General features: G+C 61.9%; 14 protein-coding genes. 5 read left to right on the forward strand and 9 right to left on the reverse strand.

The features are described from left to right. The first annotated feature begins 69 nt into the window (after window positions 1-69). The 3 genes from VI340_RS17210 (at window position 70) to VI340_RS17220 (ending at window position 2,881) form a co-directional block, all read left to right on the forward strand. Window positions 70-669 (forward strand): TetR/AcrR family transcriptional regulator, encoded by a 600-nt coding sequence (locus tag VI340_RS17210; protein WP_008312199.1) that lies wholly within the window; start codon window positions 70-72, stop codon window positions 667-669. Beyond that, on the forward strand, window positions 669-2,138 hold the full coding sequence (locus VI340_RS17215) for an MATE family efflux transporter (RefSeq protein ID WP_008312198.1): 1,470 nt from the start codon (window positions 669-671) through the stop codon (window positions 2,136-2,138). Before VI340_RS17210 ends, VI340_RS17215 begins: the two co-directional genes overlap by 1 nt. A 74-nt stretch (window positions 2,139-2,212) precedes the next feature. Next, on the forward strand, window positions 2,213-2,881 hold the full coding sequence (locus VI340_RS17220) for a class I SAM-dependent methyltransferase (RefSeq protein ID WP_008312196.1): 669 nt from the start codon (window positions 2,213-2,215) through the stop codon (window positions 2,879-2,881). A gap of 11 nt (window positions 2,882-2,892) precedes the next feature. On the opposite strand, the gene VI340_RS17225 is transcribed toward VI340_RS17220, so the two are convergent. The 5 genes from VI340_RS17225 to VI340_RS17245 all read right to left on the reverse strand — a co-directional run bounded on the left by VI340_RS17225 (window position 2,893) and on the right by VI340_RS17245 (window position 9,649). Next, entirely contained in the window at window positions 2,893-3,564 is a 672-nt protein-coding gene (locus VI340_RS17225; protein ID WP_008312194.1) for an AIM24 family protein, read from the reverse strand. A 141-nt stretch (window positions 3,565-3,705) separates the two neighbouring features. Then, on the reverse strand, window positions 3,706-6,234 hold the full coding sequence (ppk1, locus tag VI340_RS17230; protein ID WP_008312191.1) for a polyphosphate kinase 1: 2,529 nt from the start codon (window positions 6,232-6,234) through the stop codon (window positions 3,706-3,708). 4 nt (window positions 6,235-6,238) lie between these two features. After that, entirely contained in the window at window positions 6,239-6,949 is a 711-nt protein-coding gene (locus VI340_RS17235; RefSeq protein ID WP_336330236.1) for a metallophosphoesterase family protein, read from the reverse strand. Between the two features lie 637 nt (window positions 6,950-7,586). Then, window positions 7,587-8,678 (reverse strand): hypothetical protein, encoded by a 1,092-nt coding sequence (locus tag VI340_RS17240; protein WP_336330235.1) that lies wholly within the window; start codon window positions 8,676-8,678, stop codon window positions 7,587-7,589. Between the two features lie 125 nt (window positions 8,679-8,803). Next, window positions 8,804-9,649, reverse strand: a complete 846-nt coding sequence (locus tag VI340_RS17245; RefSeq protein ID WP_336358835.1) for a DUF726 domain-containing protein — start codon at window positions 9,647-9,649, stop codon at window positions 8,804-8,806. 134 nt (window positions 9,650-9,783) lie between these two features. Here VI340_RS17245 and VI340_RS17250 point away from each other — a divergent pair, with 134 nt between their 5' ends. Then, window positions 9,784-10,386 (forward strand): class I SAM-dependent methyltransferase, encoded by a 603-nt coding sequence (locus tag VI340_RS17250; protein WP_336358836.1) that lies wholly within the window; start codon window positions 9,784-9,786, stop codon window positions 10,384-10,386. Window positions 10,387-10,489: 103 nt separating this feature from the next. Here the strand turns inward: VI340_RS17250 and VI340_RS17255 are convergent, their stop codons facing one another. The 3 genes from VI340_RS17255 to VI340_RS17265 all read right to left on the reverse strand — a co-directional run bounded on the left by VI340_RS17255 (window position 10,490) and on the right by VI340_RS17265 (window position 13,095). Next, on the reverse strand, window positions 10,490-10,891 hold the full coding sequence (locus VI340_RS17255) for a PIN domain-containing protein (protein WP_008312181.1): 402 nt from the start codon (window positions 10,889-10,891) through the stop codon (window positions 10,490-10,492). A 3-nt stretch (window positions 10,892-10,894) separates the two neighbouring features. Continuing rightward, window positions 10,895-11,161, reverse strand: a complete 267-nt coding sequence (locus tag VI340_RS17260) for a hypothetical protein (protein WP_008312179.1) — start codon at window positions 11,159-11,161, stop codon at window positions 10,895-10,897. A 227-nt stretch (window positions 11,162-11,388) separates the two neighbouring features. Next, window positions 11,389-13,095 (reverse strand): cbb3-type cytochrome c oxidase subunit I, encoded by a 1,707-nt coding sequence (locus VI340_RS17265; RefSeq protein ID WP_008312177.1) that lies wholly within the window; start codon window positions 13,093-13,095, stop codon window positions 11,389-11,391. 315 nt (window positions 13,096-13,410) lie between these two features. On the opposite strand from VI340_RS17265, the gene VI340_RS17270 reads away from it, so the two are divergent. Beyond that, entirely contained in the window at window positions 13,411-13,782 is a 372-nt protein-coding gene (locus VI340_RS17270; protein ID WP_008312175.1) for a cupin domain-containing protein, read from the forward strand. Window positions 13,783-13,899: 117 nt separating this feature from the next. On the opposite strand, the gene VI340_RS17275 is transcribed toward VI340_RS17270, so the two are convergent. After that, window positions 13,900-14,823, reverse strand: a complete 924-nt coding sequence (locus VI340_RS17275) for an LLM class oxidoreductase (RefSeq protein WP_008312173.1) — start codon at window positions 14,821-14,823, stop codon at window positions 13,900-13,902. Between the last annotated feature and the right edge of the window lie 6 nt (window positions 14,824-14,829).

The following is a 14,829-nucleotide window of genomic DNA, read 5'->3' on the forward strand; positions in this document are numbered from 1 at the left end:
TTTATAACTCACTTTGTGGAGTTCAAAGCGTTTTTGACTAACTAGTTAGTAAGTACAGTCACAGCCGCTATGGATGACGAGACAGCTACCGAAATTCTCGAGGCGACGTACCGCGCCCTCTGCCAGCACGGGTACGCCGCGCTCACGGTCAAGGACATCGCTGCCGAGGCAGACCGGAGCAAAGCGTCTATTCACTACTACTACGACAGCAAAGAGAACCTCTTTACGGAGTTTCTGGACTTCTTGTACGAACGATACACTGCAAAGATTACGGGGGTCGACGGGAGTACACCACGGGAAGAACTCGATTTGCTGTTGGACACCGTTCTCACTGATGGGCGACAGACGCCCGGTCAGGAGTTCAGAACGGCAATACTCGAAATAAAGGCACAGGCCCCGTACAACGACGCCTTCCGGACACAACTGGCCAGGTTCGATGCCGTGCTCTTCGACCGGCTGCGGGAAATCATCGCGGCCGGCGTCGAAACCGGGGAGTTCGATAGCAGGGTCGAGCCGGCCGTCGCAGCTGAGTTTCTCGTGACGGCGATTACAGGTGCCCATACCCGACACGTCGCCACAGACCGTTCGATAGACAGATTCAAAGAGACGATTACGCGATACGCTGAGACACATCTCCTGACGGACACGCCAGCGGAGGCGACCCGCTGATGGGGATTCGAAGTCGCGTTAGTGCGCTGTTCAAGGGGCCCGAGGAGTTCGACCTCACGTCTGGTGGCATCGGGAAGCCGCTGTTCTTCCTCTCGATGCCGATCGTCATCACGAATCTCTTCCAGACCGCGTACAACCTCGCGGACACGTTCTGGCTCGGCCAGTACAGCACGGACGCCCTGGCGGCAATCAGCTTCGCGTTCCCGATGGTGTTCCTCCTCATCTCGCTCGGGATGGGGATATCCGTCGCCGGCAGCGTCCTCGTCGCGCAGTTCACCGGCGCGGGCGAGGAGCGCGACGCCGAGTACGCCGCCTCACAGACGGTCACATTCGCCGTCATCGTCTCGTTCGTTCTCGGCATCGCGGGCTATTTCGGCGTCGATACGTTTCTGAGCCTGATGGGCGCGTCCGAAGACGTCCTGCCCATGGCGACCAGCTACATGGAGGTCATCTCGCTCGGCCTGCTGTTCATGTTCGGCTTCTTCGTCTTCGTCGCGCTCATGCGGGGCTACGGCGACACGATAACGCCGATGCTCGTCATGTTCGGCTCGGTCGTGCTCAACATCATCATCGACCCGTTCCTGATATTCGGCTGGACGGTCGTCGAGAACGCGCCGCTCGTCGGGACGATTTCGTTCCCCGAGCTCGGGATCGAAGGGGCCGCCATCGCGACCGTCTTTTCCCGGGCGCTGGCGCTGGTCGTCGGGCTGGCGATCATGTTCCGGGGGAACCGCGGCGTCCAGATTCACCTCCGCGATATGGCCCCGGACCTCTCGTATCTCCGCCGTCTCGTTCGCATCGGCCTACCCGCCTCCGTCGAGGGGACGGGGCGTGCGCTGTCGATGAACCTGCTGTTGGTCATCGTCGCGATGTTCCCGGACACGGTCGTCGCCGCCTACGGCATCGGAACGCGCGTGTTCTCGGTCGTCTTCCTGCCGGCTATCGCGGTCGCTCGCGGCGTCGAGACGATGACCGGCCAGAACATGGGGGCCGACAAACCGGACCGGGCAGCGAAAGCGGCCGGCCTCGCGGCGACGGTGCTGTTCGGCGTGCTCACCCTGGCTGGTGTTCTCGTCTGGTTCATTGCCGCACCGATAGCCGACCTGTTCACGACGGACCCCGAAGTCGTCGAAATCACGACGCAGTTCCTCCGCTACGTCGCGCTTTCCTTCGGGTTTATCGGGATTATGCGGGCCTACACCGGGAGCTTCCGCGGTGCCGGGAAGACGCTCACCGCCGCGGCAATCTCGGTGTTGATGCTCGGAATCATCCGCTTCCCGATTGCGTGGTTCGCCGCGGGCCCGATGGGTGAATCCGGCATCTGGCTGTCGTTCGCCGTCTCGAACGTCGCAGGGGCGCTCATCGCCTACGGCTGGTATCGACGCGGGACGTGGCGAGACAGCAACCTCACCGAAGCCAAAGTCGATATTGACGAAGCGGGCGTCGAGATGTCGGCTGACGGAGACTGACAGCGGTGGGTGGCGAGCGAGTGACACCCCGCAAGTGAACCAATACTTTCAGGCGAGCCGCCGTTACTACTGCCATGCCCACAGAACCGAACGCCAGTCAGGATCCCTCGTCGCCGCTGTTTGCAGCTATTTACGATCCGGCCACAGCGCTCGTTGAGCGGACGCTCTTACGGCCACATCGTGAGTATCTGGTAGCGAATCTGGATGGCACAGTGCTGGACCTCGGCGCTGGAACCGGCGCGATGTTTCCGTATTTCGATAGCGTTGCGAACGCGGCGACGGAGTTTCACGCTACCGAGCCGGACCCACATATGCGGCGACAGGCAACAGAGAAGGCGAACGCGCAGGCCACGCCGATTCGTATCGAGTCAGCACCGGCGGAAACCCTCCCGTACGACGACGCCACCTTCGACGTCGTCATCGCCTCGATGGTGTTCTGTACGATTCCGGATATCGAGTCCGCAATGAGTGAAATCACCCGCGTACTCAAACCCGGCGGCGAACTGCGGTTCTTCGAGCACGTCATCGACGACGGGTGGCGCGCTGAGATTCAGTCGGCCCTCGCACCGCTCTGGAGGCGGCTCGCCGGCGGTTGCCACCTCACCCGGCAGACAGGGTCGCGACTCGTCGCTGACCGGTCGTTCGACGTGGTCGAAATCGGGCGGCTCAATCTCGGCGTGACGCCGATCCGTCCGTTCGTTCGGGGACGGCTCCGCAAGCGAGCCACGTCGCCGACGCGATAACTCGGCGGCGATTAGCTCTGGCTCTGTGTGACAGACCCTTCCTCGTTCGGTTGAATGACGACGAACCCGTCGTCGCCAGTGAACTCCATCTGTATCGATTCCCCGGAGGTCTGGCCGATTTCGAACGTCTTGTTCATCTCGATAGACGGCGAGAGGTTCGAACTCCACGCAACGGTCGCATCCGGGTCGGTGAAGACCGGCGGCGTCATCACCAGCGGATCGCCGTGCGTTGTCAGCGCGACTTCGCCGGGGCCGGTGAGGAAGACGTTCGTCAGGCCGCCGGCGGCCATACTGGAGAGACTGCCGACGGTGTTGATTTCGTAGTCAACGCTTGATTCGAACGCGAGCACGTCGGTGCCGTTGACCGATATCGACTCCCCGTCACCGAGGGCCAGCACCTGCACTTTCTTGCCGTTCTCGGCCACGTAGAGGTGGCCGTTTCCTTCGGCCTCCATGACCGGCGTCCCTTCGCCGCTCACGGCCTCCTTGACGATGCCCGTGATGCCGCCTTCCGCCGAGGACTTGCCGGTGAACGTCACCTCGCCGGTGTACGCGACCATCGATCCGGCTTTGACCATCACCGTTCCGTCGAGCGGGATGTCGAGCAGTCTGTTGTTCTCCTTCTGGAACCCATCGCCGCCGTCTACGGGGGCGTTGGAGCGGACGAATTCCTGTAAATCCATAGCTACATCGAGACACTGGACAGGCCAGGCTCATAGACTTCTTGAAGGATTAAAACGCATTTTGTGTGAAGTGGTCTCATATTGATGGAGCAACGCAGTTACTGAGCCGAAAAGGAACTGAGAAATAGTATAGCCGAATAGCTATTCCGTATCGCTATATAAGCGTTCGAGGAGATCAGTGACGCCGGCTTTGGTTTTGCGGTAGCGCCGCTCCCCATCGGGCGTCCGAACAGTGTAGTTGTACACGACACTGTCGGGGACATACCACTGGTCGCTGTATGTAGACAGTATTTCCTCGGGGTTTCCACCGTCCGTGACTTCAGATGGTTCGCCGTCAGTGGCATCGGGATCGGAGGACGCTCGATCGGCCGCAGTTGCACCGCCTGTGTCGGTTGCAGATTCCGACTGGGTAGCTGACGCAGTTGGCTGGTGCTCACCGTCGCCTACGACACAGAGCTCAGCAGCTAGCGGATAGTCACCGGGGATTCCTGCGGCGAGGTCGTCCGAACGACCGGCTTTCAGCGCTTCACGCATCAGAATGTCCTGTGCGCTGATCACGCGCTCGCCGTCATCCGGGTACCGCTGGTGGTACTCGCCGTCGCTGTCCATCTCCCAGAGCTTGCGGTTGTCCGAGAGGACGAGTTCGAGATTGAAGCGGAGTTGGCGCTGGATCTCGGGGCTGGTCACGGGCGCGACTGCTTCGACCCGGTAATCGAGATTGCGTGTCATCCAGTCGGCGCTGCCGATGTAATACTCGGGCTCGCCCCAGTCGTCTTCAGCAGTGGGTTCGGCCCGTGCGCCGTTCTCGAAGTAGAAGATGCGGGAGTGCTCCAGAAAGCGTCCGACGAGCGAGTACACCGAGATGTTTTCGCTGATGCCGTCCAGTCCGGGCCGGAGGCGACAGATGTCACGGACGATGAGGTCGATGTCGACACCCGCCATCGAGGCGCGGTACAGTTCGGCAACGATAGCGGGGTCTTCGAGTCCGTTAACCTTCGCGACGATACGTGCGGGACGGCCGGCCTGTGCGTGCTGGGCTTCCCGACGGATACACCGGGTGAACTTCTGGCGCATCGTCACCGGTGCGATGAGGAGTTCGCGGAACTCCTCATCCAGCGACGGCCCGGTGAAGAAATTGAACACCTTCGTCAGGTCGCGGCCGATGTCGCGGTCAGCGGTCAACAGCCCGAGGTCGACGTACCCCTTCGCCGTCTCTGAGTGGTAGTTCCCGGTCCCGATATGTGAGTACAGTTCGACGCCGTCGTCTTCCTCCCGAACGACCAGTGCCGTCTTCGTGTGGGTCTTCAGTCCAACCGTTCCGTAGGCGACGTGGATACCGTTTTCCTCCAGCTTACGTACCCATTCGAGGTTGTTCTGCTCGTCGAAGCGGGCCTTCAGTTCGACCATCACCGCGACTTGCTTCCCGTTTTCCGCAGCCGTTATCAGCGACTGGATGATCTGTGAGTCGCTTGCAGTCCGGTAGATCGCTGCTTTCACCGCCAGTACATCGGGATCTTCGGCTGCCGCGGAGAGGAATCGCTGGACAGTGTCGGTAAAGTCGTGGTACGGGTGATGGAGCAATATGTCGCCATCCTGGATACGCCGGAACACGCTCGGGTCCGTCGTATCCGGCGTCCCGAACGACTGTTGTCGGCGACCGTTGAGACGGGGATGCGGCTGTGGCGTCCACTCGTCAAGCGAGAGATCGGGCCGGTCGAGATCGGTCAGCTCCGCAAAGTCTCGGTAGTCCAGCGGTCCCGCGAGGTCGTATATTTCACGCTCGTCGAGACCGAGCTGTGTCGCGAGTGTCGATCTAATACGGGGGTCTGCATCGGGAGCGAGTTCCATTCTGACGACCGACGCGAAGCGCCGCTGTTCGAGCACGTCCTCGACCATGTCGATGAGGTCCTCGGCTATCTCCTGATTCCGCCGGACCTCCGCGTTGCGGGTCAGTCTGAACAGGGCCGTGTCGACGATCTCGACGTTCGGCAACAGCAGATCGAGGTTCGCACGGATGACCTCTTCGAGCAGTACGTACCGTGTTTCGTTCCCGAGCTGGACCAGACGGGGCCTGTTCGGCGGAATCTTGATGCGGGTGAACGTCGGGTCCTCGGCGTTCGGATGCCGAGTGAGGACAGCGAGCGAGAGCGATCGATTGGAAATGAACGGGAAGGGATGTGCCGGGTCGAACGAAAGCGGCGTCAGCGTCGGTAACACGGATTCCTCAAAATAGGTTCGTAGCTCAGACTGCTCTGTGGTGGAAGCATCGTCGTAGTCGAGAATCTCGATACCCTCTGCAGCAAGCGCGGGCCGAATCGCGTCGCGGTAGCAACGGGCCTGCGTCGCTAACATCGGCCGCAGAGTCTCGTGGACCGCTTCCAGTTGCTCCTCTGGCGTTCGACCGTCGGGGGCCGTCTCGGTCACGTCGGCCTCGATCTGCTGTTTGAGGCCGCCGATGCGTTTCATTGTGAACTCGTCCAGATTGCGGGTGACGATAGCGAGGAACCGAACCCGTTCCAGCAGCGGGTTTCGTTCGTCCAGTGCCTCGTGGAGTACGCGCCGCTGGAAGGCGAGCGCACTCAGTTCACGGTTGAGATACAGCGACGGGTCATTCAGGTCGACATCCTCCGGCTCGTATGCGGGGATATCCGGTTCTGAGGGTTGATTCATCGGATTACGATGAGGTGGGCGGTGCGCGCTCTGGGTCGACGATGCTATCGGACGATCGGTCTTCGTGGGTCGTCTCTGGGGCGACTGTGACGAACTCACCCGTCGAGCACTGGTACGCCGTCAGTTGCCCGCCGTACACACACCCCGTGTCGAGGCCAACCGCAGTAGGCGTCTCGAATGGCTCGGAAAGCACCGTGTGGCCGAAGAAGATACGCGGGTCGTCGCGGCGCGTCTCGAACCAGTACGGGCGGTCGTAGCTCCCGTCCGGAACGAGCGAGCGCATATTCAGCAGTTCAGTCAGTTCGTGTTCCGCGAGAGGCTTTCGGTGGTCGACGCCGCCGTGGACGACCAGCGAATCGTCCCACGATATCGCCACCGGGAGCGACGCGATCCACGACAGGTCGTCGTCGGTCAGCGAGGGAAGGGATTTGCGGCCGTCGATGATCTTCTGTTCGTTGTTGCCCCGGACGGTGATGAAGTTCGGATGCTGTCGAACGATATCGACGACACCGGCGCTGTCGGGCCCTTTGCGGACGAGATCACCGACGAAAACGACCAGTTCGTCCGCTGTGGGGTCCAGCCGATTCAGGAGCCGTTCGAGCGTCGGGCGACAGCCGTGGACGTCGCCGACGACATAGATCTCCTCCCAGTCATCGCCGTGGATTCGCTGGTGTGATGCGCCGAGGTCCGGATGAAACGTCGGTGGTGAGACCATCGATGTGGAGCCGTTGACGGTACGTCGGTGAATCTGCTATAGGCGTTTTATATGAGCCCTATATAGGTGTATGAGAGCGAACGTATCACCCCAACTGATGTCGAACCCACCGCTAGAGACCGAGCCTGCGCTGACTGCCACAGACCGTAGGCGAGACGGAACTGCCTCCCGGTTTACATGTGATGCATCTGTAGCAGCGGTGTGACAAGAGGTAGTCATTATTCGGCCGATAGGTCGCCGTCGCATACGCCGGGGCTATCGTCGTACTTACCGAACTTCACGAGCTCGTACCCGGACTCGTCTATCGATGGTTCCCGAAACGTAGCCACGTCGAACCCCGAACGAGGGGGTCGAAAAGGGCAGTAAATAAAAGTTAGTTGTCCGCGGCAGGCGCTTCGTCCGGAGACGCAGACGCAACGGGGGCAGCCGATGTGTCCCCAGAGGAGAAAATATCGAAGCCAGTGGCCCTCGCAGTACAGAGTGGCGCACCGGTGCTACCATTACCGACGATGAACAGTTAGACACCTGTGGCCGCTATGCTGGTGGCGTCACTGCAGACCGCTAACTCATGCCTTCTTCCCACAGATGACGACAATGACCGAACGCAGTACCGACATGGAGGGCCGTATAGTCGTTGTCATCCGGACGGTTCTGCCCGGGTCTCGATAGTGATGTTTCTGACAGGCTCACGCTGTGCGTCGGCTTCGTCACCGAACGCGACCTCCCAGTCCCATGGCTGGTCCGATTCGAGCCTGTCACGGCGTGTGGTCGCGCTGAAACCCTGGTCACCGACATCGCCCGAGGCCACGATGACACAGTTCGTAAGCGCCCTCGTGCTGGTATTGCGGGCCGTCCCGCCCACACCGACGTTGACCATCGTGCCGTCGATGGGATAGCTCGATTCGATGCTGAGCGCATCTGAACGCGGTGGAAGGTCGGCCGTTGCCGTCTCCCGCTTCACGGTAACGGTCGCATGGTGAGCCTGAAGACCCCAATCGAGTATCACCGGGATTTCGGCGGGACTCTCGTCGTAGAACGGGTCGATAGTGGTGGTGTGCGTGCGACGCTCGCCGGCCGGCACGGCGACTTCTACTTCCCCAGTGTCGGAGAGGAGTGTGTGCCCGAACTCCGCGAGAAAGCGGGCGTCGCGGTCGCCGTCGTTGGCGACGGTGAACGACGCGTCGAAAGACTCGCCGACGTCCACGCTGTCGGGAGCCTCGATACCGTCTACGGTGAACTCGGGAGCTCTGGAAAGCATCTCGACAGTGGCATCGGGGACCCGCCAGCGGGCGGTCTCCCCCGCTGATTCGAGCTCCAGCGCAACGGTTCGGTAGTCCGACACTGGAACGGGGAACCCGATGACACCCGCAGTTTTCCGCTCGGGGCGGCCGACGAGTGACAGCCGGTCAGTTATCGGCTCCCCGTCCGCGACAACCCTCACTGGGATCTCTTCGACTCTGGCATCACCTGTCTCGGCATCCAGCACGAGAAACTGGCTCCCATGCTCAGCACGGACATCGACGTGGACTCCGGCGTCACGTATCGACGCACGGACCCGTGGGTCGGCCAGCGTGACGGTATACGAACCAGCCGAAAGCGCGTTTGGGGGTGCGGGCGAGCCATTGTCGTCCCCGGCGGTGCCGGTTTCGCCCGCGAAGTAGCCGTTACACCCGGCGAGACTGCCGGCTCCGAGTCCCACAGCAGAAGCGAGATACTGTCGTCGGTCCATACCTTGTTCTCTCGGTAGACGGGTAAGTGTCTCCGGGACGGTCAAACTGGATATATAGCGACTGTTCGCTGTGTGACCGGAGCGGCAGGGAACACGAATTTGGTCGCTGAGTTCCCCTCGACAGCCTACCCGAGTTCGGCGACGACCCGCGGCAAACAGCCCGCATCCGGTTCGAAGTACGAGTAGTGATCGGCTACGAGATCAGTGACATCCACGTCCTGATAGCCGTCGGGAGGCGGCCCCGCATCGCGGGTTCCAGCGTGGCCCACAGCGTGTGTCCGGTCCGACGCTCGGTACACCCACGAGAGGACCTTGTCGTTGTGGCTGTAGAAGTTCGACACCGGAGCGTCAACGGCCGCTATGGCGTCGCCGTAACGACCGTCTGTAGTTACGCTATCGTAGGGGATAGCGCCGCCGAGCAGTGACACCGAAGCAAGCGCGTCTGGCACCCCTCGCTTGGCTAGCTCCCGGAGGGTCTCACCGGTCACCCGCGCACCAAGTGAGTGAGCGAGCAAATGGACCGGCCGGCCGTCGGTTTCGGCCCACTCGACCAGCCACTGAGCGAGGTGGGTACTGTTCGCCTCGGCGTTGTCCTTCGCCTGCACCCACTCGACATCGGAATCCCAACTGTACGCGATAACCGGTGTGGGCCGTGTTCCGTCGAGCGCTACCTGCGCCGTATAGGCATTGTCGCGCGCCCTCTCGGCGTCGGTACTGAATCCGTGGACGAACAGGAACACCTCCGACGCGTCGTCGAACGACCACATGCCACCAGTCTCGAAGGCTGGCCCCTCCGCCGCGTCGAGGAGCCCGCGCGTAGTGACGACCGGCTGTGAGTCCGGTGCAGTGTACCCGCCCGAGTCGCCCTGTAGCGACCAGTACACGTAGGCACCGCCGCCCCCGAGCAGACCGAGTCCGCTTCCGAGAGCGATGAGCAGCCGCCGTCTGGTCACACCCTTTTGACTGTCCATGGCTAGTAGCTTGTGGGTAGTTCGCAAGCACACCGATAAATCAGTTGAGATCGGCGCGGACGGAAACAGGAAGCAACGCAAGAGCTGTGTTACAGCCCACAGACTTCATGTATCCGCGGGCGGTTGACGGAGCCATGACGACCTGGGACGAGCGATACCGACCGGGTACGTACCCACAGCGCCCGGACCCACATCCGGTGTTAGAACGATACCTGCCGACCTTTCCACCGGGACGAGCGCTTGATATCGCAACCGGGACGGGGCGGAACGCGCTTCCGGCCGCAGCGGCCGGGTACCGCGTCGATGCGGTCGACCAATCGCGTGCGGGGCTGCACATTGCCCGTGAAAATGCACGCGAAGCGGGCGTCGAAGACGATATCGAGTGGATACAGGCGGACCTCGACTCGTTCGCGTATCCGGCGTCGAGGTACGACCTCATCACCATTAGCTTCTATCGCCCCGTCGACCGCCTCCCCGACATTATCGAGGCGCTGGCCGACGGCGGCTGTCTGTTCATCCAGCACCACCTCCGGACGACCGACGACGTGGACGGCGGCCCCTCCGGGGACCGGTACCGGTTCGCCTCGAACGAACTGCTCAGGGCCGGACTCGACCTGACGGTGTTGCACTACGACGAACGCACCGCGACGAGGGACGGGACGACCGCAGCTACCGCCCAACTGGTCGCCAGGAAGTCACAGGGCGGTCGGCAGTCGTATCCGGACATATCGGAGTAGGGTGGCAGACGGAGACAGGGTGTCAGACAACTCGTCACAGGCTATTGATTTCAGGCAGTGTAGACTGAACAAGCTGCACAGTCGGTCTGCGTATCTACCATCTTCACTCAGAGGGCGCAGGTTCCAACGATGTGCGGTCGAGGCCGACAGTGTCGTAGTCCTGCTCGGTCGAAAGGACTCGCTCTTCGCCGGTTGTGACGAGTCCAGCGTGGAGTGCATCGAACGGGGTGAGATCGTACTCGTCGAGGAACGCCGCGGCGGCCAGAACCGCGTCCTCGTGCTCTTCCGGCACGATTGGAACCAGTTCGAGCAGGTTGGTAATTGCCCGCGGCGCATCGATCTCGTACTCGGCCGCCTCACGGTCGTAGAACAGCACCAGAACCTCGGCGTACGCGAGTATCGAGGTATGTATGTCATCGTGTTCTTCGAGGGCGCGGACTGCGGCGTCCTGAAGCCAGTCGTCGTCCTTCAACAGTGCGGTGAGAAAGTCAGTTTCAACGTACACGACTTACGCCTCGCCATCCTGTGTCCGATCTTCCGCTTCCTCTTGAACCTCTCGTGAGATCGCCTTCCGCGATTCAGTTTTCAGCTTGTCGGCCTCTGTCTCTGCAAAGGCATCGCCAACGGCCGCTCGGAGCCCCTCTAGCGGGTCCTCGTCAACTGGGAAGAGTGCGACGTGGCTCGGGAGTTCAACGATACGATACTGGTCACCGAACCGGTCGCGGACATCCTTCGGGAGGTAGATCCGTCCTCGTTCGTCTGTCGTCTTCGACATGACGTATTCAGCCTTAGTGTGGGAAAGAATAAAAATATTCCCGTAAATATAGTAGATTTCCCGCCCATATTGAGTCGTCCAGTCCGACCAATTCTCAAGCTCATTTACTGCTTGAGTTGTATTGACCGTTTCAAACTGGGTGTGATAACGGTTCTATACCACTCTAGAGGTGGCCGTAGAACAACCAAGAAGGGTACCGCGAACGGGAAACCAGAAGAACTCGGAGATCAATCCCCGGTCGGTTCTTCGCCGCCGTCGGCCAGCGCCGGGAGCCGCTCGCGCTCGAACCAGGCGAACTCCCGGGGGAACTGGTCCGTCGCCGCCAGGTCCCAGGGGTCGCCGTCCCTGACCAGTGGTCCCTCCAGCCACGAGGTCACGAGGTTCCAGACGAAGATGAGTTGGCCGATGACCAGCAGAACGACGCCAAGCGTCGCCAGTTGGTGCAGGAGCGTAAACAGGTCCACCGGGCCAGCGGTCAGAGCGTACGTGGCGTACCGGCGGGGCATCCCGGCGTAGCCGAGCAGGACCATCGGGAAGAACGTAACGTTCGTGCCGACAAGCGTCAGCCAGAAGTGCCACTTCGCCAGCGACCGCTGATACCACCGACCGGTGTACAGCGGGAACCAGTAGTAGATGCCAGCGAAGACGGCGAAGGCGATGCCGCCCATGATGACGTAGTGGAAGTGCGCGACGACGTGGTAGGTGTCGTGGAGAATGAGGTCGACGGGGATGGCGGCCTCGAACACGCCGGTAACGCCGCCGATGATGAAGTTCCCGACGAACCCGACACAGAAGAGGAACGGCGCGGTCGTCCGTAACGCGCCGTTCCACATCGTCGCCATCCAGTTGAACGTCTTCACCGCGCTCGGGATGGCGATGGCGATAGAGACCGCCATGAACGAGGCCCGTAGTCGAGGGTCCATGCCGGTCGCGAACATGTGATGGGCCCAGACGCCGAAGGAGAGGACTCCGAGCGCCAGCGTGGAGTAGACGACGAACTTGAAGCCGAACAGCTTCCGCCCGCAGAATTTCGGCAGGATGTAGCTCACCAGTCCCATCGGCGGGAGGACGAGGATGTACACCTCGGGGTGCCCGAAGAACCAGAACAGGTGCTGCCACAGCAGCGGGCCGCCGCCGTCCAGCGTGAAGAACGTCGTCCCGAGATTGCGGTCGAGCAGGAGCATGACCAGCGCACTGCCCAGCAGCGGGAAGGCAAACAGGATCTGTGCGGACTGCACCAGGACAGTCCAGGAGAAGATATCGAGGGTGGCCCATGTCACGTCCTCGCTCCGTTCGGTGAATATTGTCGCGATGAAGTTGATCGCCCCCATCGTCGCCGCGACGCCCGAGAGGTGGAGGCCGAGCAGCATCAGGTCCACGCCGGGGTTCTGCTGTTCGATCGACAGCGGTGTGTACATCGTCCAGGCGGTCTGTGCCGGTTCGATGTTTTCGAGGAACGGCCCGCCGAGGACGCCACCCCAGATGAGCAGCGCCGCCGGCGGCAACAACCAGAACGCGATGGCGTTGATTCGCGGAAAGGCCATGTCGTCGGCCCCGATGAGTAGCGGGATCAGGTAGTTCGAGAACGCCGCAAGCATTGGCGTCCCAAACAGGAACAGCATCGTGATGCCGTGGGTCGTCAGGAGGCCGTTGTAGGCACTGGCACTGAGGAAGTCCTCAGCGGGGTACAGCAGTTCGAACCGCATCAGAACCACGGCGATACCGCCCCAGGCGAACGCGACGACGGCGAACACGCCGTAGAGAATCCCGATGTCTTTGTGGTCGACCGTCGTCAGCCACCGGAGAATCCCGCTCGGCTTCTCCGCGTGGGTGCGTTCGTGCGTCCCGTGGCCGCCACCGATCGCAATCGTATACGACCGCCAGTCTTCGATCCGTACGAGTATCCCAGCGATACCGACGAGCAGTACCGCCATCAGTACTGTCGTCGCCAATGCGCCTACAGACACCATTTGGAGGGTCTTTATACGGACTGCCCGTGGTTCTTATCGGGAAGATGTTCGGAGACGGTTTATATGCATCCAGAGTACGAGGCGGCGCGACTACAGACGAAGCGGTTCGGGACCGAGGCTTTCCGTCGTGCGGTCGGAACTCCTCGCGATGCACCCACAGCACCGAAACCGACAGCGAGCGAGTTCACGCACCTGCCGACGTTCGAGCCAGTCCGCATCGACCGGCCGCGACTTCGGCCCTGTAGTTCTTCGAGAGTACAATTATCGGGAGGACGCGCGATGACAGCGACCGATTTCGACGCCGTCCGGGAATACGACGACGACCAGTTCTCGGCTGTCGAAGTGTTCCGCAGCGACCGGATGAAAGTCGTCTGTGGCTACTTCGAACCCGGCCAGTTTATTCCGGTACACGCGCCCGCGAGCGACGTCGCGATACACGTCCAGTCCGGGACCGGTATCGTCCGTGACGGTGACACGGAGCGGGCAGTCGAACCGGGCGACGTGGTGGTCGTCGAGGCCGACACCGACCGCGGTGTCAAAGCGGACGAGGAGAGTCGACTGGAGGCGTTACTGGTGACGGCACCGCCGCCGACCGACGCCGAACACGAACCGGTCCGGAAAGGGCTCAAGCAGAACGAGTTCGATCCGTAAGCCCAGCTCAGAGGGCTGTTGCTGGGAAGTCCAGACCGGAATACGGCAGGCAGTCAGTTGGAACGACGGCAGCGTCATCCGCCGCGAGTTTCGCAGGAACGGTATCGACGGCTGGAGTCACAGTTCGTCGATGATTTCGCTGGCGAAGGTCGTCATCGCCGCCTCTGGTTCCGCCGCACGAAGTCCGACGATAACGTGGTCAAGGCCGTACTCTTCGAGCCGTCTGAAGTACTCCCGGAACCACTCGACACCGGCCCGATAGCCCAGGTGGAGCGGTTCGGGCTCCGCCGTCGGATCAGCAGCGAACTCGACCTGAACGGCAATCGTGAACGGCTTCTCTGACGCGTGGCTCCGCCACGTATCGAGGTACGACTCAAGCGTCGACTCGGGGAGGTGATAGAATATCCAGCCGTCGCCGTTCTCGGCGATCCACTCCGTGGACTGTCTGGCGTTACCAGTCGGGAAGAGCGGGAGCGTGTCCGTCGTCGGCTTCGGGAGGACATCGAGTTCTCCGTCGAGGTGGCCCCAGGAGCCATCGAGCGTCGGGTATTCCTCGCGCCAGAGCGCGCGAAGCGCGTCGACGCTTTCACGGACGAGTTGGCCCCGGTTCTCGGGGTCGACGCCGAACGCCGGATACTCCGGGTCGCGGTCGCCCGAGGCGACGCCCAGCACGAGACGGCCGTCGGAGAGCCGGTCGACGGTTGCGGCCGATTTCGCCACATGGATGGGATGGCGCAGCGGGAGAACGATACTCGCGGTGCCAAGCGCCACCGACTCGGTGTGTGCGGCGACGTGGGACAGCAGCGACCACGGGTCGAAGGCCCCGCCGGCGTCCCCGAAACGCGGCCAGTACGTCGGCACGTCTCGCGCCCAGAGCGCGTCGAAGCCGACTGTTTCGGCGTGGCTTGCGAGCCGGAGTTCCGCGTCGATATCCGGCGTCGACTCCGTTTCGCCCGTGAGCGGGAACCCGAGGCCGAACGAGAGGCCGTCCCCCCCGAACAGCCGCCGATAGCCAGCGTTCGCGTGGTCCACGTCAGTCATCAGCCG

This window comes from Haloarcula sp. CGMCC 1.6347, assembly GCF_037078395.1.
Classification (GTDB): domain Archaea; phylum Halobacteriota; class Halobacteria; order Halobacteriales; family Haloarculaceae; genus Haloarcula; species Haloarcula amylolytica.